24 protein-coding genes are annotated in these 24,148 nt (G+C 73.2%); 16 read left to right on the top strand and 8 right to left on the bottom strand.

From position 1 onward, the window contains the following. Window positions 1-78: 78 nt before the first annotated feature. Window positions 79-675 carry a nitroreductase family protein gene (locus tag ACE3QY_RS16170; RefSeq protein ID WP_374457069.1) on the top strand — a complete coding sequence of 199 codons (597 nt, stop codon included), beginning with the start codon at window positions 79-81 and terminating at the stop codon, window positions 673-675. Here ACE3QY_RS16170 and ACE3QY_RS16165 read toward each other — a convergent pair. Together ACE3QY_RS16165 and ACE3QY_RS16160 are read right to left on the bottom strand one after the other, a co-directional pair. Then, a complete protein-coding gene (locus ACE3QY_RS16165) occupies window positions 622-1,476 on the bottom strand; it encodes a serine/threonine-protein kinase (RefSeq protein WP_374457068.1) in 855 nt (284 codons plus the stop codon). The two genes, ACE3QY_RS16170 and ACE3QY_RS16165, sit on opposite strands and share 54 nt — an antisense overlap. Continuing rightward, window positions 1,473-3,227, bottom strand: a complete 1,755-nt coding sequence (locus ACE3QY_RS16160) for an ABC transporter ATP-binding protein (protein WP_374457067.1) — start codon at window positions 3,225-3,227, stop codon at window positions 1,473-1,475. The genes ACE3QY_RS16165 and ACE3QY_RS16160 overlap by 4 nt, the downstream gene beginning before the upstream one ends. Window positions 3,228-3,586: 359 nt before the next feature. Between ACE3QY_RS16160 and ACE3QY_RS16155 the strand changes: the two genes are divergently transcribed. Both ACE3QY_RS16155 and ACE3QY_RS16150 read left to right on the top strand, forming a co-directional pair. After that, entirely contained in the window at window positions 3,587-4,921 is a 1,335-nt protein-coding gene (locus tag ACE3QY_RS16155) for a M20/M25/M40 family metallo-hydrolase (RefSeq protein WP_374457066.1), read from the top strand. Next, window positions 4,918-6,378: an MFS transporter gene (locus ACE3QY_RS16150; RefSeq protein ID WP_374457065.1), complete on the top strand. Its 1,461-nt coding sequence runs from the start codon at window positions 4,918-4,920 to the stop codon at window positions 6,376-6,378. The genes ACE3QY_RS16155 and ACE3QY_RS16150 overlap by 4 nt, the downstream gene beginning before the upstream one ends. 108 nt (window positions 6,379-6,486) lie before the next feature. On the opposite strand, the gene ACE3QY_RS16145 is transcribed toward ACE3QY_RS16150, so the two are convergent. From ACE3QY_RS16145 to ACE3QY_RS16130, 4 genes are all read right to left on the bottom strand, one after another. Next, complete coding sequence (locus ACE3QY_RS16145) at window positions 6,487-7,122, bottom strand: maleylpyruvate isomerase family mycothiol-dependent enzyme (protein WP_374457064.1); 636 nt, start codon at window positions 7,120-7,122, stop codon at window positions 6,487-6,489. Between the two features lie 38 nt (window positions 7,123-7,160). Beyond that, window positions 7,161-7,841 (bottom strand): maleylpyruvate isomerase family mycothiol-dependent enzyme, encoded by a 681-nt coding sequence (locus tag ACE3QY_RS16140; protein WP_374457063.1) that lies wholly within the window; start codon window positions 7,839-7,841, stop codon window positions 7,161-7,163. A 20-nt stretch (window positions 7,842-7,861) separates the two neighbouring features. After that, on the bottom strand, window positions 7,862-8,110 hold the full coding sequence (locus ACE3QY_RS16135; RefSeq protein WP_374457062.1) for a PspC domain-containing protein: 249 nt from the start codon (window positions 8,108-8,110) through the stop codon (window positions 7,862-7,864). A 168-nt stretch (window positions 8,111-8,278) separates the two neighbouring features. Next, window positions 8,279-9,214: a hypothetical protein gene (locus tag ACE3QY_RS16130; RefSeq protein ID WP_374457061.1), complete on the bottom strand. Its 936-nt coding sequence runs from the start codon at window positions 9,212-9,214 to the stop codon at window positions 8,279-8,281. Window positions 9,215-9,426: 212 nt separating this feature from the next. Here ACE3QY_RS16130 and ACE3QY_RS16125 point away from each other — a divergent pair, with 212 nt between their 5' ends. From ACE3QY_RS16125 to ACE3QY_RS16070, 12 genes are all read left to right on the top strand, one after another. Further along, window positions 9,427-9,990 carry a DUF1992 domain-containing protein gene (locus tag ACE3QY_RS16125; RefSeq protein WP_374457060.1) on the top strand — a complete coding sequence of 188 codons (564 nt, stop codon included), beginning with the start codon at window positions 9,427-9,429 and terminating at the stop codon, window positions 9,988-9,990. A 55-nt stretch (window positions 9,991-10,045) separates the two neighbouring features. After that, window positions 10,046-11,653 carry a LuxR C-terminal-related transcriptional regulator gene (locus tag ACE3QY_RS16120; protein ID WP_374457059.1) on the top strand — a complete coding sequence of 536 codons (1,608 nt, stop codon included), beginning with the start codon at window positions 10,046-10,048 and terminating at the stop codon, window positions 11,651-11,653. Window positions 11,654-11,767: 114 nt separating this feature from the next. Next, the gene (locus ACE3QY_RS16115) at window positions 11,768-12,850 is read left to right on the top strand and encodes a class I SAM-dependent methyltransferase (protein WP_374457058.1); all 1,083 of its coding nucleotides are present in this window, start codon (window positions 11,768-11,770) and stop codon (window positions 12,848-12,850) included. Between the two features lie 74 nt (window positions 12,851-12,924). Next, window positions 12,925-14,010 (top strand): CoA ester lyase, encoded by a 1,086-nt coding sequence (locus ACE3QY_RS16110; RefSeq protein ID WP_374457057.1) that lies wholly within the window; start codon window positions 12,925-12,927, stop codon window positions 14,008-14,010. Beyond that, window positions 14,003-14,872, top strand: a complete 870-nt coding sequence (locus tag ACE3QY_RS16105; protein WP_374457056.1) for a CoA ester lyase — start codon at window positions 14,003-14,005, stop codon at window positions 14,870-14,872. Before ACE3QY_RS16110 ends, ACE3QY_RS16105 begins: the two co-directional genes overlap by 8 nt. Window positions 14,873-14,898: 26 nt before the next feature. Beyond that, a complete protein-coding gene (locus ACE3QY_RS16100) occupies window positions 14,899-15,141 on the top strand; it encodes a DUF3040 domain-containing protein (protein ID WP_374457162.1) in 243 nt (80 codons plus the stop codon). Window positions 15,142-15,276: 135 nt separating this feature from the next. After that, complete coding sequence (locus tag ACE3QY_RS16095; RefSeq protein WP_374457055.1) at window positions 15,277-16,593, top strand: MFS transporter; 1,317 nt, start codon at window positions 15,277-15,279, stop codon at window positions 16,591-16,593. Window positions 16,594-16,654: 61 nt separating this feature from the next. After that, window positions 16,655-17,296, top strand: a complete 642-nt coding sequence (locus ACE3QY_RS16090) for a hypothetical protein (RefSeq protein WP_374457054.1) — start codon at window positions 16,655-16,657, stop codon at window positions 17,294-17,296. Further along, window positions 17,281-18,135, top strand: a complete 855-nt coding sequence (locus ACE3QY_RS16085; RefSeq protein WP_374457053.1) for a 3-keto-5-aminohexanoate cleavage protein — start codon at window positions 17,281-17,283, stop codon at window positions 18,133-18,135. The genes ACE3QY_RS16090 and ACE3QY_RS16085 overlap by 16 nt, the downstream gene beginning before the upstream one ends. Further along, a complete protein-coding gene (locus ACE3QY_RS16080) occupies window positions 18,132-19,226 on the top strand; it encodes a DegT/DnrJ/EryC1/StrS family aminotransferase (RefSeq protein ID WP_374457052.1) in 1,095 nt (364 codons plus the stop codon). The genes ACE3QY_RS16085 and ACE3QY_RS16080 overlap by 4 nt, the downstream gene beginning before the upstream one ends. Continuing rightward, on the top strand, window positions 19,219-19,566 hold the full coding sequence (locus ACE3QY_RS16075) for a WxcM-like domain-containing protein (protein WP_374457051.1): 348 nt from the start codon (window positions 19,219-19,221) through the stop codon (window positions 19,564-19,566). The genes ACE3QY_RS16080 and ACE3QY_RS16075 overlap by 8 nt, the downstream gene beginning before the upstream one ends. Then, the gene (locus ACE3QY_RS16070; RefSeq protein ID WP_374457050.1) at window positions 19,563-20,564 is read left to right on the top strand and encodes a glycosyltransferase family 2 protein; all 1,002 of its coding nucleotides are present in this window, start codon (window positions 19,563-19,565) and stop codon (window positions 20,562-20,564) included. Before ACE3QY_RS16075 ends, ACE3QY_RS16070 begins: the two co-directional genes overlap by 4 nt. On the opposite strand, the gene ACE3QY_RS16065 is transcribed toward ACE3QY_RS16070, so the two are convergent. Together ACE3QY_RS16065 and ACE3QY_RS16060 are read right to left on the bottom strand one after the other, a co-directional pair. Continuing rightward, complete coding sequence (locus ACE3QY_RS16065) at window positions 20,561-21,904, bottom strand: hypothetical protein (protein WP_374457049.1); 1,344 nt, start codon at window positions 21,902-21,904, stop codon at window positions 20,561-20,563. The genes ACE3QY_RS16070 and ACE3QY_RS16065 overlap by 4 nt on opposite strands. 10 nt (window positions 21,905-21,914) lie before the next feature. After that, on the bottom strand, window positions 21,915-22,946 hold the full coding sequence (locus ACE3QY_RS16060; RefSeq protein ID WP_374457048.1) for a M48 family metallopeptidase: 1,032 nt from the start codon (window positions 22,944-22,946) through the stop codon (window positions 21,915-21,917). Window positions 22,947-23,079: 133 nt separating this feature from the next. Here ACE3QY_RS16060 and ACE3QY_RS16055 point away from each other — a divergent pair, with 133 nt between their 5' ends. Next, window positions 23,080-24,138 (top strand): GGDEF domain-containing protein, encoded by a 1,059-nt coding sequence (locus ACE3QY_RS16055; protein ID WP_374457047.1) that lies wholly within the window; start codon window positions 23,080-23,082, stop codon window positions 24,136-24,138. Window positions 24,139-24,148: the final 10 nt, after the last annotated feature.

The raw sequence follows: 24,148 nt of genomic DNA, 5'->3' as shown, positions 1-24,148 counted from the left end.
CGCAAGCATGCCGGTCCTCTTGATGGTTGAGGTGCGAGGAGCGCCAGCGACGAGCCTCGAAACCACGATGATGGAGCCATGGAGTTCCGTGAGGTCGTCCGCCGGCGCCGGATGGTGCGGCGCTACTCCGAGGAGCCGGTAGACCCGGCGGTGGTGGACCGGATGCTCGAGCACGCGCAACGCGCGCCCAATGCCGGCTTCACGCAGGGGTGGGCGTTCCTGGTCCTCGACACCCCCGAGGACGTCGGGCGCTTCTGGGAGTCCACCGGCGCCGATCCCACGACCCACAACCGGTGGCTCGACGGCATGCGCACCGCGCCGGTCGTGATCGTGCCGCTCGCCTGCAAGGACGCCTACCTCGAGCGCTACGCCGAGCCCGACAAGGGCTGGACCGACCGCCGCGACGACCGGTGGCCGGTCCCCTACTGGTACGTCGACGCCGGCATGGCCGCGCTCCTCATCCTCCAGACGGCCGTCGACGAGGGGCTGGGCGCCTGCTTCTTCGGCATCCCCGGCGAGCACACCGGGACGTTTCGCGCGGCCTTCGGCGTCCCGGACGACCACACGCCGGTCGGCGCGATCACCGTCGGGCACCGGGTGACCGACCCCGGCGCGGCGGGCTCACCGGCGCGGCGGGAGCGGCGCGACGACGTGGTCCACCGCGGGCGCTGGTGAGCGGAGCGGCTCGAGCGCGTCGCGCACCTGCGCGAGCCGCGGCCGCGACGCCACGTCGAGGCTGAGGCAGGCCGCCAGCAGCTCGCGCACCTCGACCGGCAGCTCGTCGAGCCCCTCGGGCGCGACGGGCGCGCGCCGGTGGACCAGCGGCCAGCGCCTGCGGCTGTCCCACGTCGCCTCGTCGCCGTACGGCGCCGCCCCGCCGAGCGCCTCGACGAGGGTCATGCCGAGCCCCCAGACGTCGGTAGCCGCCGAGAGCCCCCGGCCGCTCGCCTGCTCCGGCGCGAGGTAGCCGCGGGTGCCGGCCCCCGGCCGGCCGACGCCGGGTCGCCCCGCCAGGCTGAGGTCGATGAGCACGGCCTTGCCGTGGTCGACGACGACGTTGTCCGGCTTGAGGTCGAGGTGCAGCCAGTCGTGGCGGTGGAGGTAGCCGAGGACCGCAGCCAGCTGGCACCCGAGCTCGGCCACGTCCGGCAGCCCGAGCGGCTCGTGCTCGAGGACCGCCGACAGCGTCGCGCCGCGCAGCGTCTCCAGCACCACCGCCGGCGGATCGAGGTGCACGTCGTAGCCGCGCACGAGGTGGGGATGCGCGTACGTCGTGACGAGGTGGCCCTCGAGGAGCACGGCCTGCCGGACGCGTGGGTCCGCGCGGCGGTCGGCTCGCAGCAGCTTCACCACGCAGCGGGTGCCGCGCGCCTCGTCCCACGCGTCCCAGGTCTCGAGCCGTCGTCCGAGGGCCAGCAGGGTGAGCGGACGATAGCCCGGTGGCAGGTCGCCCGTCGGCGTACGACGGCGCGTCACCGGGTGGCCCCCACCGCTGCCGGGTCGAGGCTGACCACGCGGTCGACGTGCTCGAGCACGACCGGGTCGTGGGTCAGCACCAGGATCGTCCGGTCGCGCGGGCCGGCGGTCAGGGCCTGCATCAGCCGGCGGGACGACGCCGCGTCGAGCCCGGTGGTGGGCTCGTCGAGGACGAGGACGCGGCCCGGCCGCAGGAGCGCCCGGGCGATCGCGAGCCGCTGTCGCTGGCCGCCGGAGAGCGACCGCCCGCGCTGGCCGACGCGGGTCCCGAAGCCCTGCGGGAGCCGTTCGACGAAGTCGAGCGCGTCCGCCGCCCGGGCGGCTGCTCGCACCTCCGCGCCAGTGGCGCCGGGCCTGCCGAGGACGAGGTTGTCGTGCACCGACGCGTCCAGCATGAGCTGCTCCTGGAGGACGACCGTCACGGCGTCGCGCACCGACGAGGCGGTGTGCTCCGCGACGTCGTGCCCGTCGACCAGCACCACGCCCGCGTCGGCCGACAACTGCCTCGTCAGCAGCCGGCCGACGGTCGACTTGCCGGATCCGCTCGGGCCGACGAGACCGACGACCTCGCCGGGGGCGACGTCCACGCTCAGCCCAGCCAGGGCGGGCGCAGTCGCGCCCGGATAGGAGTACGACACCTCCCGCAGCGACAGGGCGCCGGGGCCGTGCGGGAGGTCGGTGGCGCCGGGGCGGTCGCCGCCCGCGGGCTCGTCGAGCAGCTCCACCACCCGCTCGACGCCGGCGCTCGCGGAGTACAGCGCCGGCACCAGGTCGGCCAGCGTGCGCACCGGCCCGAAGCACTGCATGAGCAGGGTGAGGAAGGCGAGCAGCCCGCCGAGCGTGAGCCGGTCCGTGGCCAGCGTCCACACGCCGAGTCCGACGACGACGAGGACGCCGACGAGCTCGGCGAGGTCGACCAGCGGCAGGAAGACCGCGCGGATCCGGCTGGCGGCGAGCTCGGCACCGGCGATCGCGCGGTTGTGGCCGTCGTACGCCGCCACGGCCCGGTCCTCGCGGCCGTAGGCCTGGACCAGCGCCGCGTTGCCGAGCGCCTCCTCGGTGACGCTGCCCAGCGAGCCACCGCGCCGTCGCCGCTCGCGCGAGACGTCGCGGGTCAGGCGGGCGAAGCGCGTCGAGACCCACCAGAAGAGCGGGCCGACCACGAGGGAGGCGAGAGCGAGCTGCCACTGCATCCACGCCAGCGCACCGACGAGGACCAGCAGCCGCACGAGGGCACCGACGCCCTCGCTGGCCTGGGAGACCATGAACCGCTCGACGGCGGCGACGTCGGAGGTCAGCCGCGTGAGGGTGTCTCCGAGGCGGCGTCGGTCCTGGACGGCCGCCGGGAGCGACAGGACGTGGGAGAAGACGTCGCGGCGGAGGTCGACGAGGAAGCGCTGCGAGACGTACGTCGCCAGGTAGTCGTCGGCACCGGAGACGATCCCGCTGGCCACGTTGAGGCCGACGTAGAGCAGGGCCAGCCACACCAGCGGCTCGAAGGCCGCCGGCACCAGGACGTCGTCGACCAGGCGCTGGTAGAGCATCGCCTCGGCCACGGAGATGGCGGGCGCCGCGGCCAGGACGAGCAGTCCGAGCAGGAGCCAGCCGCGCAGGGGCCGCAGGCGGGGCCAGAAGCGTCGCGCGATGTCGAGGAGCCGCATCGAGGCCGCGACGTCGACGAGGGCCGACTGCTCGGGCGCCGCGCTGAGCGCGCGCTGCAACCGATCGGCGAGACGACGGCGTACGGACATCGGCACTCCTCGGGATCTGGCGGCGGACGACGGAGGACGGGTGGGCGGCCCCGGAGGCCGCCCACCCGTCGTGGTGGGGCGCGGTTCAGCTGGAGCGCGAGCGCGACCGGCTGCGGTTGCGACGCCGACGACGGCGGCGCCGGCGGCGCCCGTCGTCACTGGAGGAGTCCCCCCGGCGAGCCTGGACGGCCGGCGCGAGGGCGGTGAGGATTCCGGATCGGGCCACGACGGCCTCCTTCGGTTTCGGTACCCGGGTCTTCCCGGCTGACACGGAGGACTCTCCGGGCCGGACGTGACACCTCCATGAGCTGATGATGAGAGCGCCCTCATGGACGGCCGTGCGGCGCTACCGTCTGCGCATGACCGACCGCGTGGTCACCGCATTGCAGGCCCTCGTCCGCATCCCGACCGTCTCCGACCGCGATCCCGCGCGCGTGGACACCGACGCCTTCGACCGGCTGCTGGTCGAGCTGGAGGCGCAGTTCCCGTTGCTGCACGAGCACCTCGAGCTCACCCGGGTCGGGACCCACGGGCTGCTGCTCCACTGGACGGGCGCGAGTGCCGAGAAGCCGATCGTGCTGATGGCGCACCTCGACGTCGTGCCCGTCGACGGCGAGGCGCCGTGGCAGCACGACGCGTTCGGCGGCGAGATCCACGACTCCGATGCGGGACTGGCGATCTGGGGTCGCGGCACCCTCGACGACAAGGGTTGCGTGGCCGCGATCTGCGACGCGGTGGAGACGCTGCTCGAGGCCGGGCACGTCCCGGCCCAGGACGTCTGGCTGTCCTTCGGCTGTGACGAGGAGGTCAGCGGCACGGCGGCGCCGGAGGCCGTCTCGGTGCTGCGCGAGCGTGGGGTGACCCCGTGGCTGGTGCTCGACGAGGGCGGTGCGATCGCCGGCGGCGCGTTCCCCGGCGTGAAGGCGCCGCTCGGCGTCATCGGCGTGACCGAGAAGGGCACCACCTCCCTCGAGCTCGTCGCCGAGGGGCGCGGCGGTCACGCCTCGACCCCGGCGAAGAACGGCCCGACCGCCCGCATCGCCCGGGCGATCCTGCGCATCGAGAAGTCACCCTTCCCCGCCTCCGCGCCTGCCCCGACGCTCGAGCTGATGCGCCGCCTCGCTCCGCACCTGCCGCTGCCCGTGCGCCCCCTGCTCGGCCGGGCCGACCAGCTGGCGCCGGTGATCACCCGGGTGCTGCTCGCGGCTGGCCCCGAGGCCGCCGCCATGACGCGTACGACGGTCGCCGCCACCACCCTGAGCGGATCACCGGCGCTCAACGTGATCGCCTCGACGGCGAAGGCCGGGCTCAACATCCGGGTCATGGTGGGCGACACCGTCGCCGGGGTGGTCGAGCACGTCCGCAAGGCCGTCGGCGACGACTCGATCCGGATCGACGTCGTCGAGTCGGGCGAGCCGTCGCCGGTCTCGCCGATGGACGAGCCGTTCGAGCTCATCGAGGCGTGCATCGGCGAGGTGTTCCCCGAGGCGGTCGCGACGCCCTACGTGATGATGGCGGCCACCGACTCACGGCACTTCACCGCGATCAGCGAGCACGTCTACCGCTTCGCCCCCTTCCGGATGACCAAGGCCCAACGCCAGGCGATCCACTCCTACGACGAGCACATCGGCGTCGCCGACCTCGTCGACGGAGCGCGCTGGTACCAGCTGCTGATCGAGAGGCTCCCCCGATGACGACCACCTCCCCGGCCGCCCCCACCGCCGTCAAGGGCCTCGCCGCGATCGTCGGCTTCCTGGTGATGGTGGAGTTCGCCAGCGGCATCCTCCAGGGCTTCTACACCCCGATCTACCCGCAGATCGCCGACCACCTCCGGATCCACGAGGGCGACGTCAACTGGTTCGAGGCCGCGCAGCTGATCGTCAGCGCGCTGTGCATCCCGCTGCTGGCGCGCCTCGGCGACCTGGTCGGGCACAAGCGGGTGCTGCTCATCTCGACGGCCGTCACCGCCCTCGGCTCGTGGTGGCTCGCCTTCTCGCCGACCTTCACGACCTTCCTGATCGGCTGGGCCATCCAGGGTGCGTACGTCGTCTGGCTCCCGCTCGAGATCGCGATCATCCACCGCCGCACACGCACGTCCGGCCGGCAGGAGCTGCTGACCCGGCGCGGGGCCGCGATCCTCGTGGGGTCGCTCGAGCTGGCCGTCATCGTCGGCGCCGTCGCGAGTGGCGCGCTCGTGGACTCCCTGGACATGAACGTCCTGCTCACCCTCCCCGCGCTCGTCGTGACAGCCGTCTTCTTCGTCATCCTCTTCGGCATCGAGCAGGCGCCCGGCGACGACACCGGCGGCATCGACTGGACCGGCCTCGCGTTGATCACCGTCGCGCTCGGCGTGCTGATGGGCGGCCTGGTGTGGCTGCGACTGGACGGGCCGGGGTCGCTGCGCGGCTGGGCCACGATCGTGGCGGCCGTCGCGGTGTTCGCGGCGTTCTGGCGCTTCGAGCAGCGGCACCCGGAGCCCATCGTCGACGTCCAACTGCTGTCCAGCCCGGCGCAGTGGCCGGTGCAGCTGACCGCCTTCCTCTTCGGCATCCCGGTGCTCGGCGGCCAGATCCCGCTCTCGACCTTCGCCCAGGCCGACCCGGCCGAGCGCGGCTACGGCCTCGGCGCCGACTCGGGCTTCATCTCCACGCTCATCGGCGTCTACGTCATCACCCTCGCGATCGGCGCGTTCACCCTCCCGCTGACCACGCGCCTGCTCGGCGGCGTGCGCCGTGCGCTGGTCGTCGCGTGCGCGCTGGTCGGCGTCGGCTACCTGCTGTGGCTGCCCTTCCACGAGCACACCTGGCAGGCACTCATCAACATGGCTGTCGCCGGTGTCGGGTCGGGTGCGCTCGTGGCCGCGCTGCCGGCGGCAGCCGCCGCTGCGGCACCTCCCGAGCGCACGGGCATCGCGACCGGCATGACCAACGGCACCAAGACCGTCGGCGGCGCCATCGCCTCGGCCATCTTCGCGATCGCGCTGACCGCCACCGGCTCGCTCGACGAGGCCTCGGAGAAGGTCGCCCCGCTCGGCGGCTACCTCACCGTCTGGGCCGTCTGCGCCGGGGCGTCGTTCCTCGCCGCCCTCGCCCTGCTCGCGGCACCGCGGCACGCGTTCAGCGACGTACGCACCCCACAGGTGGTCGAGTAGCCCGCGAGCGCCAGCGAGCGGGCGTATCGAGACCCACTCACCCGGGTCGGGTCTCGATACACCTCGCTCGTTCCTCGCTCGGCACTCGACCACCCGGAGAAGGGCCGGCTACTCGGCCGCCTTCAGGACCTGCGTGAGCCGGGTGGCGCCGGGACCGTCGAGGTCGGCGAGGGCCTGGTGGCGGCCGGAGACCGCCAGGAGGATCGACACCAGCGGGCCGCGCACCTCGGCCCCGTCGCCGTACGCCAGCTGGGCGTCGGTGGCGACCAGCCGGAGGCCGGCCGCATGCTGCTTGCCCCCGCCCAGCCCGACGGATGTCCTGAGCTGGTGCGTGAGGGCGCGAAGGACCGCCTCCTGCGGGTAGGCCCGGACGAGGCCGAGCGGCCGCCGGACGTCCTCGCCGTGCACGACCTCCTCGACCAGGCGGCTGTCGAGCGGTGCCGGCGGGGTGGTGCGGCGCCCGGCGACCTCGCGCAGCCGCTGCAGGGTCTCCGCGGGGGTGGCACCCTTGTGGCGGGCGACGCCCGCGTCGTTCTGGCGGTCGAAGTCGAAGCGCGCCCGCGTCATCGCGACGACGATCCCCCAGCGCGTGGTCCGCGCGTTGTCGACCAGGTGGGCGGCGACGTCGTGCACCGTCCACCCCGCGCACAACGACGGTGTCTCCCACTGCTCGTCGGCCAGCCCCGCGAGGTCGTCGACGAGCGCGTCGCGCTCCGCATGCACCAGGTCCCAGACATCCGCCATGTCGTCAGCCTGTCAGCCGGGTCGGACACCCGCCGCGGTCAGGGCGCCAGCGCTCCCGCGAGGAGCGACGCCGCGCGCGGATCCAGGGCCGAGGTGTCGGCCCGGTGCCAGATCAGCCGGAGCAGCACCTCTGCGGTGTCGCGCACCTCGACCGGGGCGCCGGCACCCAGGGTGACCTCGCCGGCCACGTCGGTCGGGACCAGGCGTAGCGCTGAGGTCACGGCGTCCACCCGGCCGAGCCGCACCTGTCGCGGGTACATCACCCCGGCGACCTCGAGCACGCCGTCCCAGGCCAGCGCCGGGTCGTACGGCCGGGGCGTGCCGAGCGCTCCCTCGAGGTCCCACGCGTGCATCGCTGTCTCGTGCACCTGGCGCCGCCGCCAGAAGCCCGCAGCCCGGTCGTCGGGGTCGAGCGTCCACGCGGGCGCGTCGGCCGGCGCCGACTCCAGCACCTCGACGAGACCGGCGGCGGAGCGGCGGTACCACGCCACGAGCTCATCGAGCCCCGCCGCGGCACCAGGCTCCGACGGGACGAGAGAGGGGCTCTGGTGCGTCACCGCGTGCGCGGCCCACTGGTGGACACCGCCGAGATGGACGGCGAGGTCGCGCACGGACCAGCCGGGGCAGTGCGCCACGGGTGCGGCGAGGTCGGCGCCGTCGAGGACCTCGGCGAACCGGTCGGTGTGGTGGCGCAGCAGGGGCAGCCAGTCGAGGGCCATGCCCCGACGCTAGCGGTGCCTCAGCGGGTCGCGCCGTACCCGGCGGCGGCCTCGATGCTGTCCTCGGACGGCATCAGGAACCAGAGCAGCGGGTAGACCAGGAACTGGCTGCCCGGGATGACGATGAGCGAGACGACGAACAGCAGCCGCGTCATCCACGGCGTGAGGCCGAGGCGTCGTCCGACGCCGGCGCAGACGCCGCCGATGATGGCTCGCTCCGTGGAGCGGACGAGGCCCTGCCGGGCGAAGGACGTGCGGATCTTTTCCATGCCTCCAGCATGCGCCGACCGGGCCCTCCGCACCATCGGGATCGCCCCCGGCTCCACCCCGAGCCCGTCCCCGATGATGAACTTCCACCCGAGCGCGTGGAACTTCAGGTCGCTCCGACCCGCTCCACGCTCAGCCCCAGATGAACTTCCACCCGTGTGCGTGGATCTTCAGGCGGCCAGGCGTCCGGGGAAGTGAGGCCGCCAGTCCTCGCTGGGACGCTCCGGCAGGTCCTCGAGGCCCCGTTGCGACAGGAGCCGGAACACGCGCCGCACCGTGCGCCCGGGATCGCCGTAGATGCCGGACGCGACGACGACGAGGATCCGCCACTCGTCGTCGTCGATCTCCTCGCGCCGGTCGAGGTCGGCCTCCCACTGCTCGATGCGCTCGACGTGGTGGCGACCGTCGTACTCGACGATCACGCGCACCTCGGGCCAGCAGAGGTCGAAGCGGCGGACCACCTCGCCGTCCACGGTGCGCACGGACATGTTGACCTCGGGCTCGGGCAACCCGGCGAGGACGATGAGCATCCGCAGCCGCGTCTCCATCGGCGAATCCACCTTCGCGCGGACGTAACGCGCGGCTTGGCGCGCCAGTCGGGCGTGAGTGCCGGTGGCTGTCTTGGCCGCGCGGCGCAGGGCCTTGACCCGGACGTGGTGACGCCGCACCATCCAGTCGCCGGCGACCACCAGCTCGACGAGCGACAGCTCGTCCGCCAGCTCGACGAAGAGGTCCACGAGAGTCGACACGCGCACACCGTCGCGGACGACGGTCGCGGCCCCCGGCCGGTGATGGGTCGTGACCCCGGCTCGGCGGAGGCGGTGCCCCTGGTCGGGGACGGTGACGTGCTCGCCCGGGCGGGTCTGCACCGGGACGCGCCACACCCGTGCCGCCGAGGCGTGGCTGGCGAAGGCAGAGTCGAAGTGGCACGCCAGCGCGGCCTTCACCCGGAGGACGGCCGAGTCCGGCACGTCGGCCGCCACGACGACCCCGTGCAGGAGCCGCCTGAAGGCAGGCGAGTCGACCGTCGCTCGGGGGATGCCGGCCTGCAGCGCGCGGAAGCGGGGGAACGGCTGGCTGGGGTCGAAGGGGCGAAGGCGGTGCACCAGAGCAGGGTGCCCGGATCGGATCGCGGACGTCGTACGTCATCCACAGGCCGCGCAGCCCCCACGCTCAGACCCAGATGGAATTCCACCCGAGCGCGCGGATCTTCAGGCCGCTCCGACCCACCTCACGCTCAGCCCCAGATGAACTTCCACCCGAGGGCGTGGAAATCCATCGCGCGGCCACCGACGGCAGCGCGACGTAGGGTCGGAGCATGTCGGCAGACGACGAGTTCGAGACCGCGGACACCGAGTCCGTACGTCGCGGGGTCGAGCGCGACGAGCGGACCGGGCGGTCCGCCGCGGCCGCGCGCATCGCCCAGCAGGCGAGCTGGGTCGACCTCCAGGTGCGGCAGGCGATGGAGCGCGGCGAGTTCGACAACCTGCCCGGGCAGGGGAAGCCGATCGAGGACCTCGGCGTCGAGCACGACCCGGACTGGTGGGTGAAGAAGCTCGTCGAGCGCGAGCACATCGCCCTCCTGCCACCGGCGCTCGCGCTCCGCAAGGAGGACGCCGAGCTGGAGGCCCGGCTCGACGCGATCACGGTCGAGCGCGAGGTCCGTCGCGAGCTCGAGGACTTCAACAGGCGGGTTGTCGAGACCCGCCGCCAGCTGCAGGGCGGTCCGCCGGTGGTGACGGCCACCCGGGACGTCGACGCCGAGCTCGCCGCCTGGCGCGAGCGGCGTACGGCCCGGATCGAGGCACAGCGCGCGACGCGGGCCGCCGGCGAGCCGGCTCCGCGGAAGCGGACCTGGTGGTACCGCTGGCGCTCGCGCTGACCTCCCGGTCCTGACCGGCGTTGCCTGTCCGGGGTGCCGGGACGACACTCGGGGGATGACCTCCGACCCGGTCGCACCGGCGGGAGCGACGCGAGGGCGGCGCGACTGGCGCGCGGTCCACGCCGGGCTCGCGGGCGTCCGCGAGGGGCTGACCACCACCGACCTCGGCCTGCTGGCCGATGCCGCGTGGTGGATCGGTGACTCGCCGGAGTCGATGGAGGTCTCCGAGGAGGTCTACCACCGGCTGCTCCTCGAAGGACACCAGCACGAGGCGGCCGACAGGGCGCTGCGGCTGGCCCTCGCGTGGAGCACCCGCGGCGACCTGACCGTCGGGATGGCGTGGCTGGCCCGGGCCCGACGGGTCATCGCCGGACTCCCCCGGGGCGCCCTGCACGGCCACCTGCTCTACTTCGAGACCGCGGCGGGCATGGACGTGACCGGTGACGCCGAGCATGCCGAAGCCGCCGCCGAGGAGATCGCGGACCTGGCCGCCGAGCTGGACGACGCCACCCTGGCCAGCTTCGCGCTGGCGACTCGCGGCATGGCCGCCGTGCGCCGCGGGAGGACGAGCGAAGGCTTCGCCGAGCTCGACGAGGCGATGCTGCCGGTGCTCGCCGGGCGCGTGGACCCGCTGTGGTCCGGTGACCTCTACTGCACCGTCATCCACCTGTGCGACGAGCTCGGCGACCTCGCCCGGATGCGGTCCTGGACGGAGTCGATGGCGCGCTGGTCCCGTCCACAGGGCGGCACGTTCCTCTACGCGCACGTGACTCGGGTGCACGAGCTCCAGCTGCTGGTCGCCGAGGGGGCGTGGGCCACCGTGGAGGCCGAGCTCGGCGCCCGGAGCGCCGACCTCGTCGGCGCGCACGGGTGGCTCGCCGGCGAGGGGTACTACACGCTGGGAGAGGTACGACGGCTGCGGGGCGATTGCGCCGGAGCCGCCGAGGCCTACGCCCTCGCGCGCGACCTCGACCACGACTCCCTGCCGGGGACGGCCCTGCTGATGCGGGCCGAGGGGAGGTCTGCGGATGCGCTCGAGGCGCTCCGGGTCGGCCTGGCGGACGCGACCCGCCTGGGGCGCGCACGCATGCTCGGGGTGGCCGCCGAGCTCGCGCTCGAGGAGGGCGAACCGGCGTACGCGGGTGTGCTGGTGTCCGAGCTCGAGGCCACGGCGACGTGGTTCGCGACCCCGGGCCTGGCCGCCCGGGCCGCGCAGGCCCGGGCCGCGCTCCTCGTGCACGACGGGGCGCCCGCCGAAGCGATCACCCTGCTCGAGCGCGCGGCGGTGACGTACCGCGAGCAGCGCAACCGGTACGCGACGGCCCAGGTCCACGAGGCACTGGCGGGCGCGCGGCGCGCAGTGGGTGCCGATGCGCAGGCGAAGGCCGAGACGGCGACCGCGCTCGCGATCTACCGCCAGCTGGGGGCCAGCCCCGACGTGGCGCGACTGACCGACGTCGGACCGCGCCCGTGCGGGCTGACCGAGCGTGAGGTCGAGGTGCTCGCCGCCGTCGCCGCCGGCGCGACCAACCGCGAGGTCGCGTCGTCGCTGGTGATCAGCGAGAAGACGGTGGGTCGCCACCTCGCCAACATCTTCACCAAGGTCGGCGTCGGCACCAGGACCGCGGCCGCCGCCTGGGCACGGGACAACGGCCTCGTCTGAGGCGTACGCCCCATGCGCGCCGGCACGGATGGCGCATCTGCCCGACGCGGCGGCGCCCCGGCGGCGCCTAGCGTCCCGAGGCAGCACCATCCACCACCCGCCCAGGAGGACGTCATGACCACGCTCGAGCCTGCTCCGACCGCCACCCCCGATGCCGCCGATCCCGAGGAGGTCGCCGGCCGGGTCGTCGGCATCCTCAACGACGGAGCCATCTGCGTCCTGGCCAGCATCGGCCACGAGCTCGGGCTCTTCGACGCGCTGGCGTCGCTGCCCCCCGCCACCAGCGTCCAGGTCGCCGACGCGGCCGGCCTGGACGAGCGCTACGTGCGCGAGTGGCTCGGCGGGATGGTGACGGCCTGCTTCGTGCAGTACGTCCCGGACGACGGCACCTACTACCTCTGCCCCGACCATGCACCGTTCCTGACCGGGACCGGAGCCGACAACCTGGCCCGGACGATGCGCTTCATCTCCCTGATGGGGCAGGTGCAGCCCAAGGTCGTCGAGGCCTTCCGCCGCGGCGGCGGGTTGTCGTACGACGACTACCCGGGCTTCCACCACCTGCAGGCGGCTGACAGTGCCGCGGTCAACGACGCCTCGCTGCTCGACACCATCATCCCGCTGGCCGGCGTGACCGAGCGGTTGGCGGCCGGCATCGACGTCGCCGACATCGGCTGCGGAGAGGGTCACGCGATCAACCTGCTGGCACGAGCCTTCCCGAGGAGCAGGTGCGTGGGCTACGACTTCAGCGAGGAGGCCATCGAGACCGCGCGGCGCGAGGCCGCCGCCTGGGGGCTGGCCAACGCACGCTTCGAGGTCCTCGACGTGGCGACACTGGCGGAGGAGTCGGCCTACGACCTGGTCACGACCTTCGACGCGATCCACGACCAGGCGCACCCGGCGACCGTGCTGTCCAACGTCCGCCGCGCGCTCCGTCCCGACGGGCGGTACCTCATGGTCGACATCAACGCGTCGAGCAACCTCGAGGACAACCTCGGGCTGCCGTGGGCGTCCTTCCTCTACGCGGCGTCCACCGTCCACTGCATGTCGGTCTCGCTCGGCCAGGGCGGCGACGGCCTGGGCACGGTCTGGGGCACCCAGACGGCCGAACGGATGCTCCGCGAGGCCGGCTTCGCCGACGTCGTCGTGCACGAGCTCGACGCGGACCCGTTCAACGCCTACTTCGTGGCGCGTCCCTGAGGTCTTCGCGGCACACCGATCCGGGGAGACATCCGTCATATCGACGCACGCGCGCGCGGCGGTAGTTTGCGGCCATGACACGTTCTGCCAAGGACTTCTTCGCCCCGCTCGCCGTCGGGGCGCCCGCGCCGCTGCGCGACATCCCCGCCCGGCCGAGCCGGGCGATCCACTTCTTCGACCCCGGCAACGAGAAGATGGCGGCCAAGGTGCCCGGCATGGTCGGCACGGTCGACGTGCTGCTCGGCAACCTCGAGGACGCGGTCAAGGCGGAGAACAAGGAGAAGTCCCGGCAGGGCCTGGTCGACATCGGGAAGGCCACTGACTTCGGGCCGACCCAGTTCTGGACCCGGATCAACTCCCTCGACAGCCCGTGGGTGCTCGACGACCTGACCACGCTGGTGCCCGAGATCGGCGACAAGCTCGACGTGATCATGGTGCCGAAGGTGCAGGGCGCCGAGGACATCCACTACGTCGACCGGCTGCTCGCCCAGCTCGAGGCCAAGGCCGGGCTCGACCGCCCGATCCTCGTCCACGCGATCCTCGAGACGGCGCGCGGCGTGGCGAACATCGAGGAGATCTGCGCGGCCAGCCCGCGCATGCAGGGCCTCTCCCTCGGCCCGGCCGACCTCGCCGCGGACCGCCGGATGAAGACCACCCGCGTCGGCGGCGGCCACCCCGGCTACCTCGTCCGCCAGGACCCGCCGCGCGACGACCTCGGCGTGGCGCAGTACGACGCCCAGCGGACGACGTACCAGCAGGACCTGTGGCACTACACGATCGCCCGCATGGTCGACGCGTGCGCGATGCACGGGATCTATCCCTACTACGGGCCGTTCGGCGACATCGCCGACACGGTCGCGTGCGAGGACCAGTTCCGCAACGCCTTCCTGCTCGGCTGCGTCGGCGCGTGGAGCCTGCACCCGGCGCAGATCAAGATCGCCAACAAGGTCTTCTCCCCCAGCGTCGAGGACGTCGCGCACGCCCGCCGGGTCATCGCCGCGATGGGCGACGGCACCGGCGCGGTGATGATCGACGGGAAGATGGAGGACGACGCCTCGGTCAAGCAGTGCCAGGTGATGGTGCGCCTCGCCGAGGAGCTGGCCGCGATCGACCCCGACCTGAAGGCCGCCTACGACGCGATCGAGGTCTCCGATGCCTGAGCTCACCCCGCTCCGCTCCGTCCTCTACATGCCCAGCTCCAACGAGCGGGCGCTGGAGAAGGCGAAGTCGATCGCCTGCGACGGCCTGATCCTCGACCTCGAGGACGCCGTCGCCCCCGACGCCAAGCCCGCCGCCCGCGACGCTGCCGCTGCCGCGGCTGCCGGCGGCGACTACGGCCGGCGCACGGTCACGATCCGCGTCAACGGCATCGGCACCGAGTGGCACGACGACGACATCGTCGCCGCCAGCCAGGCCGGGCCCGCGGCGATCGTGGTGCCCAAGGTCAACAGTGCCGAGGAGGTGCAGCAGCTCGTCTCGGCGATGGAGAAGGCCGGCGCACCCGACCACACGAAGCTCTGGGCCATGGTCGAGACGCCCGTAGCGATCCTCGACGCGCTCGCCATCGCCCGCGCCTCCGAGCGCCTCGGCGCCTTCGTGCTCGGCACCAACGACCTCGTCAAGGAGCTGTACGCCGAGCACGTGCCGGGTCGCGCGCCGATCCTGCCGAGCCTCCACACCGCCCTGCTCGCCGGCCGCGCCGCCGGCATCGCGGTGATCGACGGCGTCTACAACGACGTGAAGGACACGGACGGCTTCCTCGCCGAGTGCGAGCAGGGACGCCAGATGGGCTTCGACGGCAAGACCCTCATCCACCCCGGCCAGGTCGAGGGCGCCAACGCCGCCTTCGCCCCGAGCGAGCAGGCGGTGGCCGACGCGCGTGGGCTGATCGCCGCGTGGGAGGACGGGCAGGGCGCCGGCGTGGTGACGTACAACGGCCGGATGGTGGAGAACCTTCACGTCGAGTCGGCCCGCCGCACGCTGTCGATCCACGAGGCGATCGAGGCGCTCGGCACCGTCTGAGGAGCTCGATGGTCCGCTGAGCGGACATCACCCGCAGGGATGAACCGAACTTCACAAACGTTCCGGGCCCCGGCACAGTGGTGCGGCGCCGCCCACCGTGGGCTGCCGTACAAGGAGGAACCACCATGATTGTCCTCGGACTGATCCTGCTCATCCTCGGACTGCTCCTGCCCCAGAGCATCCTGACCACCCTCGGCATCATCCTGATCGTGGTCGGCCTGGTGCTCAACTTCGTCCCGATCGGCGGCAACAGCCGTCGGGTCTGGTAGCGGCGCACCTCACCTGGCTCCAGGCGCGATCTCGGGCCCCGGACACCTCGCGGTGTCCGGGGCCCGCGCTCGTCACCGTCGGTCCCGTCCGAAACCCGCGTGCCCACCGTCGGTGGCGGGAGACACAATCCTCCGGTGAGCTCCTCGGTGACCCTGCGCCAGTTCTGGACACTGCTGTCCCCCGAGGGGCGCTGGCTGCTCTCGACCGTCGCCGTCCAGACCCTCGGCCGCGGCCTCACCCTTCCCTTCACCGTGATCTACCTCCACGAGGTGCGCGGCTTCTCCCTCGACCTCGCGGGCGCCCTGATGGCGTTCATCGCGATCGTCGCCCTCGCGGTGACCGGCCCGGGTGGCGCACTCACCGACCGCGTCGGTGCCCGTCGGGTCCTGCTCTTCTCCACGACCAGCCAGCTCGTCGGCTGCGTGGTGCTCGCCTTCGCGACCACGCCGGTCGTGGCTGCCGCCGCGATGATCTTCCTCGGCATCAACTTCGGGATGTCCTGGCCCGCCTTCAACGCGCTCATCGCCGCGGTCACCACAGGCGAGATGCGCCAGCAGTACTTCGGCATCAACTTCGCCCTCGTCAACCTCGGGATCGGGGTCGGCGGAGTCGTCGGCGGGATGTACGCCGACGTCTCCCAGCCGCACACGTTCACGGTGATCTTCCTCGCCGACGGCGCCAGCATGCTGGTGCCCATCGCGCTGCTCCTCGGTCCGCTGCGGCGGGTGAGCGGCCACCACGAGGCGCCCGACGACGCCGACGCCGCCAGCGGCTCCTACCTCGCGATCCTGCGCAACCCCGCCGTGGTCGGCATGACGGCGCTGACGTTCATCGCGGTGTTCGTCGGCTACGGCCAGCTCGAGGCGGGCTTCCCGGCGTTCGCCCGGCAGGTGGGTGACGTCTCGACCCGCGTCGTCGGGTTCTCCTTCGCCGTCAACACCGCGGTGATCGTGCTGCTCCAGTTCTTCGTGCTGCGTCGGATCAGCGGGCACCGGCGCACCCGCGTGATGCTGGTGATGTGCGCGCTCTGGGTGCTCTCGTACGCCGTGCTCGGCGCCACGGGAGCGCTTCCGGGGCCGCTGGCGGCCACCGCGGTCCTCGCCTACATGGGCCTGTTCGCCCTCGGCGAGACGATGATGCAGCCGACGATCCCGGCGATCACCAACGACCTGGCGCCCGACCACCTCCGCGGTCGCTACAACGCCGTCAACGCCGGCGCCTTCCAGGGCGGGGCGATCCTCGGTCCGCTGTTCGCCGGCTTCGTCCTCGACCGCGGCTGGTCGACCGCCTACATCGTGGTCCTCGCCGCCGGCTGCGGCCTGATCGCGGTCCTGGCCCTCGTGGTCGAGCGCCTGATCCCTCCCGCCGTCAACGGGGTGCCCGACGAGCCCGTCCTCACCGCCGACCCGGCCACCGGCGACCGGGCGCCGCAGGGTTCTGCACCGGCCTGAACGACGACGCCTCGCGCGACATTTCACTCGCCGGCGCTCGTGGCGCCACTAGGGTCTGTCCATGCCTCGCCCCCTCACCCTCTTCGGCGTGGCCTCGCCCTACGCCTTCGACGTGGTCGAGTCCGCCCGCCGCCTGGACCGGGACGTCGTCTGCGTCGACAACCACGGCGGCGCCGACACCCGGCTGCCCGGCCTGAGCGGGCTGTCCGACGACACACCGCGCACGCCGTTCACGCTGGGCCTCTCCTCCGCCGCCCACCGGGGCCTGGCCGCCCACGCCGCCGCCGACGCCGGCTGGTCGGAGCCCGAGGCGCTGGTCGACCCCACCGCCGTGGTGCCCTCGACGGCCACGATCGGCCACGGCGCGTACGTCAACGCGGGTGCGGTCCTCGGCTCCCACGCGAGCATCGGCTGCCACGCCAACGTCAACCGGTCCAGCTCCATCGGCCACGACGCGCGCCTGGGGTTCGGGGCCTCGACCGGGCCGGGGGTCGTCCTGGCGGGCGGTGTCGTCGTCGAGGCCGGTGCCTTCGTGGGCGCCGGAGCCACGGTGCTGCCGGAGGTCACGGTCGGGCACGGCGCGACGGTTGGCGCCGGTGCCGTGGTGACCCGCGACGTGGCGGCCGGCGACGTGGTCGTCGGCAACCCCGCGCGGGTGCTGCGCACCCAGGAGGTCGAGGAGCTGGCATGTCCGCACTGCTGAGCGACCTCGACCGGCCGGCTCCCATCGTCCTCGCTCCGACCGGCATGGTGCCGACGCGCGCCATGACCCCGCACGTGCCCCTCACGCCGGCCGAGATCGCCGCGGACGTGGCGGCCGCGGCGGCGATCGGCATCACCTCCGTGCACCTCCACGCCCGCGACGAGGCCGGCGACCCCACGTGGGAGCGCGAGGTCTACGCCCGGATCGTCGGGGCGGTGCGGGAGAAGGCGCCCGACGTGGTGATCAACGTCAGCACCAGCGGCCGCACCTGGTCGGAGGTCGAGCGCCGCGCCGACTGCCTCGCCCTCGACGACGACCTCAAGCCCGACCTCGCGTCGCTGACGCTCTCGTCCCTCAACTTCCTCACCCAGGCCTCGGTCAACAGCCCCGACACCATCCACGCGCTCGCGCAGATCATGCTCGACCGGGGGATCGTCCCCGAGCTCGAGCTGTTCGACTTCGGGATGGTCAACTACGTCCACGTGCTGCGGCGCAAGGGCCTGCTCCCCGGCCCCGTCGTGGCCAACCTGTTCTTCGGCAACGTCGCCGGCATGCAGGCCACGCTCGGCGAGATCGGCCTCGCGGTCGACCGGCTGCCGGAGGGCACGATCTGGTCGGGCGCCGGGCTCGGCGACTTCGGCCTCCCCGTCCAGTCCCACTCCATCGCGTCGGGTGGCGGCGTCCGGGTCGGGCTGGAGGACGGCATCTGGTTCGACCGCCACCGCACCACGCCGGCCACCAACCCGATGCTCGTCGAGCGGGTCCACGAGCTTCTCGCGCTGCACGCCCGCACGATGATGCCGCCGCAGGAGCTCCGCGACAGGCTGGTCGCGCCGTGAGGATCCCCTCCGCGGCCCCGACCCGGCTCTCCGGGGACGAGGCGGCCGCGGTGCGTGCGGCCGTCGACCGGGTGATCACCGACGGGCCGTGGATCCTCGGGCCCGAGGTCGAGTCCTTCGAGGCCGACTTCGCCGCCTACACCGGGCTCGCCCACACGGTGGGCGTCGGCAACGGCACCGACGCCCTGGTCGTGGCCATGACCGCGCTCGGTCTCGCCCCCGGAGCCGGGGTGCTCGTGGCCGCCGACGAGGGCGGGTACGCCGCGACGGCCGCCCGCCTCGCCGGGCTGGTGCCGGTGGTCATGGACCTCGCTCCCTCGTCGACCGTGGTCGACGCCTCCACCGCCGCTGCGGCCCACCGACCGGGGGTCGAGGCGATCGTCGTGACGCACCTGCACGGCGACGCCGTACCCCTGGCGGAGCTCGACGCCTGGCGCCGCGCCCAGGGCCTGGCGCTGGTCGAGGACTGCGCGCAGGCGCACGGCCTCCGGGTCGGCGACCGCCACGTCGGCAGCACGGGTGACGCGGCCACCTTCAGCTTCTACCCGACGAAGAACCTCGGTGCCGTCGGCGACGGCGGCCTGGTCGGCTTCAGCGACCCGGCGGTCGCGGAGCGGGCGCGGGCGCTGCGGCAGTACGGCTGGGTGGACGAGCGCTTCCGCCCGGACCTCGCCGGCGGCCGCAACACCCGGCTCGACCCGCTCCAGGCGGCGGTGCTGTCGGCCCGGCTGCCCCACCTGGACGAGCGCAACCGACGCCGGCGCGAGCTGGCGAACCGGTGGCGGGAGGCCCTCGCGGGCTCGGCTGTGCTGTGGGGCGACCCCGCGACCACCGTCGCGCACCACGCGGTCGTCGTCACCGACGACCGCGACGGGCTCGCGGACCACCTGGCCGCGCACGACATCGACACGGCCGTGCACTACCCCCACCTCGTCGGCGAGATGCCCGGCCTCCGCGCCGAGGGAGGCCCCGCGCCGGTGGCCGCCTCCGTCGCGCGCCGGATCCTGAGCCTGCCCTGCTTCCCCGAGCTGTCCGAGGCGGAGGCCGACCAGGTCGGGACCGCCCTGAACGACTGGAGACCCCGTGGCTGACCGCACCTTCCCCGTCCACCGCGACGACCGCGGCGAGCTGCTCGTGGTCGAGGGCGACGAGCTGGACTTCCCGGTCCGCCGGGTCTTCACCGTGGTGGGCCGCGCGGGCGGTGGCCCGCGCGGCGGGCACCGCGCGACCTGCACCGAGCTGCTCGTCCTGGTCAGCGGTGCCGCCACGGTCACGCTCGAGCGGAGCGGGCCCGCGGCGGAGGTCCACGTGCTCGAGAAGCCGGGTGACTCCGTCACCATCGCCCGCGGTGACCACGTCGACTACCAGCTCGACGGTCCGCACTCGGTCGTGGTCGTGCTCTGCGACGAGCCCTACCGGAGTCCCGCATGACCCGCGCCTCGGTCCTCATCCCGATCCACGACAAGCCCACCACGCTCCCGCTGACCGTGGACACGGTGCTGCGCCAGACCGTCGCCGACCTCGAGGTCCTGCTCATCGGAGACGGGGTGACCGACGACGTCCGCGCGGTCGTCGCGGAGCTCACCGACGGTGACGAGCGCGTGCGGTTCCTCGACTTCCCCAAGGGCCCGCACCACGGCGAGCGCTACCGCCACGACGCGGTGCAGGAGGCACGCAGCGACGCGATCTTCTACCTCTGCGACGACGACCTCCTGCTCCCCGACCACGTCGCCGACCTGCTGAGCCTGCTCGAGGAGCACTCCTTCGTGCAGAGCCTGAACGGCGAGGTCAGGCCCGACGGCAGCGTGCGGTTCTACGCCGCTGACCTCGGCGACCCCGAGGTGGTCGCGATGCACCTGCGCGACGACATCCGCTTCTGCTCGGTGAGCATCACCGGCACCGCGCACACCCGGGCGCTCTACGACGCTGCGGACGACCGCTGGGACACCACGCCGACCGGGTGGTGGCCGGACCACTGGCAGTTCCGCAAGCTGATGCGGCACCCGTCGTACTCCGGGGCCACCTCGTCGCGGATGACCGCGCTGCAGTTCCCCACGAGCAGCGACGGCCGCGACACCTGGAGCGCCGAGGCCCGGGTCGAGGAGCTGCGTCCCTGGCACGCGCTGGTGGTCGCACCGGGCGCACAGGACGAGATCGACCGGCGCTGTGAGTCCGGCCGGCGGGAGCAGCTGGTCGAGGAGCGCGCCACGATCGCGCTGCTCCAGCGCGACCTCGCCTGGTTGCGCGCGGAGCACGAGCAGACGACCGAGCAGAAGGACTGGCTGCGCAGCAAGTTCGACGAGAGCCAGGGGCACCTCGAGTGGCTCAAGGGCCAGCACGCGGCCGCACTCGCGACGATCGAGCGGCTCGACGCCAAGGTCGCCCGCAAGGACGAGGTGATCGCCCGGCTCCGCGCGAAGACGGGCTAGTCGCTCCGGGCGTCGGGCTCGTCGCGCGCCAGGTCGGCCGGCCACAGCGCCGCACCGAAGACCGCGCACGCGTGGATGAGGAAGTAGTAGTTGGTGAAGGCCTGCTTGCTCAGCAGCACCGTCCCGAGCAGCGACAGCCCGATGCCGAGCACCAGCCACGTAGCGCCCGCCGGCGCAGTGGCGCGCACCCAGGCGGCGATCGCCAGGCCGGCGAGGAGTGAGCTGACGGAGAGCACGACGGCCGGGATCGGCACGCCCACGTCGACCAGGTCGACCGCCAGCGAGATGGAGTCGGCGCGGTAGGGCTGCACGAGCTGGGCCCGCACCACGGCCTGCCAGAACTCGGCGGGCGCCCAGAGGAAGCCGGCGACCACCAGCAGCGCGGCCGCCCCCACGCCCGCGAGCAGGGCGCGCACACCGATCGTCCGGCGCACCAGCCTCTCCAGCGGCAGCCACACGACGGCGTACTGCTTGGTCGACAGCAGCAGCGCGACGGCGGCGGCACCTCCCACCCGTGAGCCGCGACGCGCGGACCAGGCGAGCAGGGCGACGCCGAGCACCAGCGCCGGCTCGATCCAGTAGTTCACGCTCGTGAGCAGCGCGAGGGCGGTCAGCGGCAGCGTGGTCACCAGGATGCGGCCGACGAGGTCCGTCGTCATCCGCCAGACGAGCGCGGTGGCGACCAGCAGCGCGGCCACGCTCGCCAGCCGGACCTCGCCCACGACGTGCCCGGGGAGGTACGCCACCAGGCTCCCCGGCAGGTAGGGGTAGCCCAGCAGGATGCGGTCACCGTCGACGAACTCCTCCGCCCACAGCCGCGCCGTCTCGGCCGCCGTGTAGGGGTTGTGGAAGGTGAGGGCCCACGGGTTGCGGCCGTCGAGCAGCGCCGCGGTCGAGTCCCGGACGAAGTAGCCGACGTCGATGTCGGGGTGCACGTCCCACACGTAGAGGACGTGCAGCGCCCCGGCTGCGGTGAGGTGGAGCCAGAAGAGTCGCGGCACGACCACCGCGGCCACTGCCGTCAGGGCGGCGAGCCCGCCCAGCACGGCGGCGAGCGCGGGGCGGTCCGAGAAGCCGAGGACCATGACCAGCTGCCCGGTCACGGTCCCGACGACCGCCGCGGCGACCGCGAGCGGCACCACCAGGCGGGACTCGGTGCCGCCGCGACGGGTGCCGGCGAGCGCGAGGAGCAGACACACCACCAGCGGGACGGTGGCCAGGAACGGCACCGACTCCACGATCCCGAGAGTCGAGGCCACCAGCGCCAGCACCACCAGCGGCACCCGGCTCGGCCACGTCCGCCGCCGCCCGATCGCCGGGACAGCCGGAACGAAACCCATGTGGAGCAGCTCAGGCGCTCTCGGGGCCGCGACGGAAGCGGTCGTTGAGCCAGGTGCTCGCCGTGCCCATCCAGCCGGCGAGGTCGTGCACCACCTTGCCGAGGGTGTCCTGGGTCCGCTCGAAGGCCTCGCCGTAGCTGGCCGCGGCCTCCTGGGCGGCCGCGGACACCGAGGCGCTGTCGTCGTCCTGGCGGCGCGGGTAGGTGCCACCCAGGACCGCGGTGTAGGCGCCCGAGTCGATCCAGCGGCGCAGCTCGGTGGCGCGCACGACGGCGAACGGGTGGGACTGCTGCTGGAGCAGGGTGAGCTTGATGAGCGACTCGCGCACGTCGCCGCCCTCGTCGTACTCCGCGCCCTGGGCGAGGAACGAGGTGACGTCGAGCTCGTCGAGGGTGCCGCCGCTGGCGATCTTCATGTGCGTGCGCAGCGCCGCGGTGGGGTCCTGGCAGGCCAGCACGCCGGCGCGGTCCGCGGAGAGCTCGGACTTGCGCGACCATTCGAGCAGTCCGACGGTCACCATCCGGATGCCCAGTGCGCCGCCCGGGATGGCGCTGAGCAGGCCGGTGAGGCCCAGGAGGCGCAGCAGCAGGGTGCGGTAGACCGCGTGGCCGCTGATCGCGTGACCGAGCTCGTGGCCGATGAGGAAGCGCAGCTCGTCGTCGTCGAGGTGGTGCACGAGCCCGGACGACAGCACGATGATCGGCTTGTCCATGCCGACCGTGATGGCGCTGAGCGTCGGGTCGGACTGGACGTACATCTCCGGGAGGTCGGACGCGTCGAGCGTCTGGCCGACCTCGGCGAGGATCCGGTGCAGCCGCGCGAACTGGCGCTCGTCCACCCGCACCGCGGAGCCGAGCAGCGTCAGCCGCCAGGCCCGCTCGCGGAAGACCCCGGACATCGTCTTCAGAAGCACGTCGAAGCCCTTGAGCTTGCGCAGCGCCACGAGCGCGCCGCGGTCGGCCGGGTGTTCCCAGGTCCGCGAGCTGATGTCGGTCAGTGTGACGCGGGCGCGCGCCGGCTTCTTGTCCCCCGTGTTGGCCATGGCGCGCATCCTGCCGCAAACCGACCGCGCGTGGGGCCCACTTGCGCATCGGGGACCCGCCCCGCCTTCCCGGACGTCGAGCAATCCCCCGGAAAGAGCCCGAGCTCGGACCGTGCCGTCTTACCGTGAAAGCATGATCGACCGTGCGGTCCTCGAGCCGCGAGACCCGAAGACCGCCACCACCTTCGCCGTGACGCTGTGCGTCGTCGGGGGTGGGCTCAGTGCCGCTGTCACCGCGTTCGCGCCCCAGGACGTCGACCCGGGGATGAAGGCTCCCGTCCTCATGATCTCGTTTGCGGTGATGCTGGCCGGCCTGCTGCTCGTCGTCGTCAAGGAGCAGCTCCGGGTGTGGCTGTGGCTTCCCGTGCCGCTGCTCGGCATCGTCTCGATCGTGCTCGCCGACCTCGCCACGAACGACGCCTCGGCCGCGGGGCAGGTCATCCTCTGTGCCCCGGTGCTCTTCGCCGCCTCGCAGCTCCGGGCTCCGGCAGCCTGGCTGGTGACCTGCTGCGCGGTCGCCGCCGACGCCGCGATCGTCCTCGCCCTGAGCCCGCCGGAGCGTGCCCTCCCCGACCTGGCCTCCGTCGGCGTGCTCCTCGTCATCACCACCTGGCTGCTGGTGCGCGCCGGGGAGCGCACGACGCGGCTCACGGACAAGCTGCGCGAGCAGGCGGCCATCGACCCGTTGACCGGCCTGGTCACCCGCCGGGTCCTCGACGACGCCGCCCGATCCGTGCTGACCAGCAGCGACGGCGACGGTGGCACGTCGCTCATCCTGCTCGACGTCGACCGGTTCAAGCAGATCAACGACACGTGGGGACACCCCGCCGGAGACGCCGCCCTCACCCATCTCGCCGAGGTCCTGCGGGCCCACAGCCGCCCCGAGACGGTCCTCAGCCGGCTCGGCGGCGACGAGATGGCGATGCTGCTCCCCGGCTGTCCCTACGACACAGCACTCCGTCGCGCGTGGGAGCTCGTCGAGGCCGTCCGGACGTCCCCGCTGACCCTGGCCCACGGCGAGCAGGTGACGCTCTCGATCAGCGTGGGGGTCGCGCACGCGCCGGTGCACGCCGACACCCTGCAGGGCCTCTACACGACGGCAGACCTCTCCCTCTACGACGCCAAGCGCACCGGGCGGGGTCGGGTCGGACGCGTCCCGGACACCGTCGAGGGGACGGACGCGCGAGCGTGACGGCGGAGCA

This window comes from Nocardioides sp. (assembly GCF_041913365.1).
In the GTDB taxonomy this organism is placed as follows: Bacteria; Actinomycetota; Actinomycetes; order Propionibacteriales; family Nocardioidaceae; genus Nocardioides.
The sequence above is the reverse complement of the archived record's forward strand: the minus strand, read 5'-3'. Positions and strand labels throughout refer to the sequence as shown.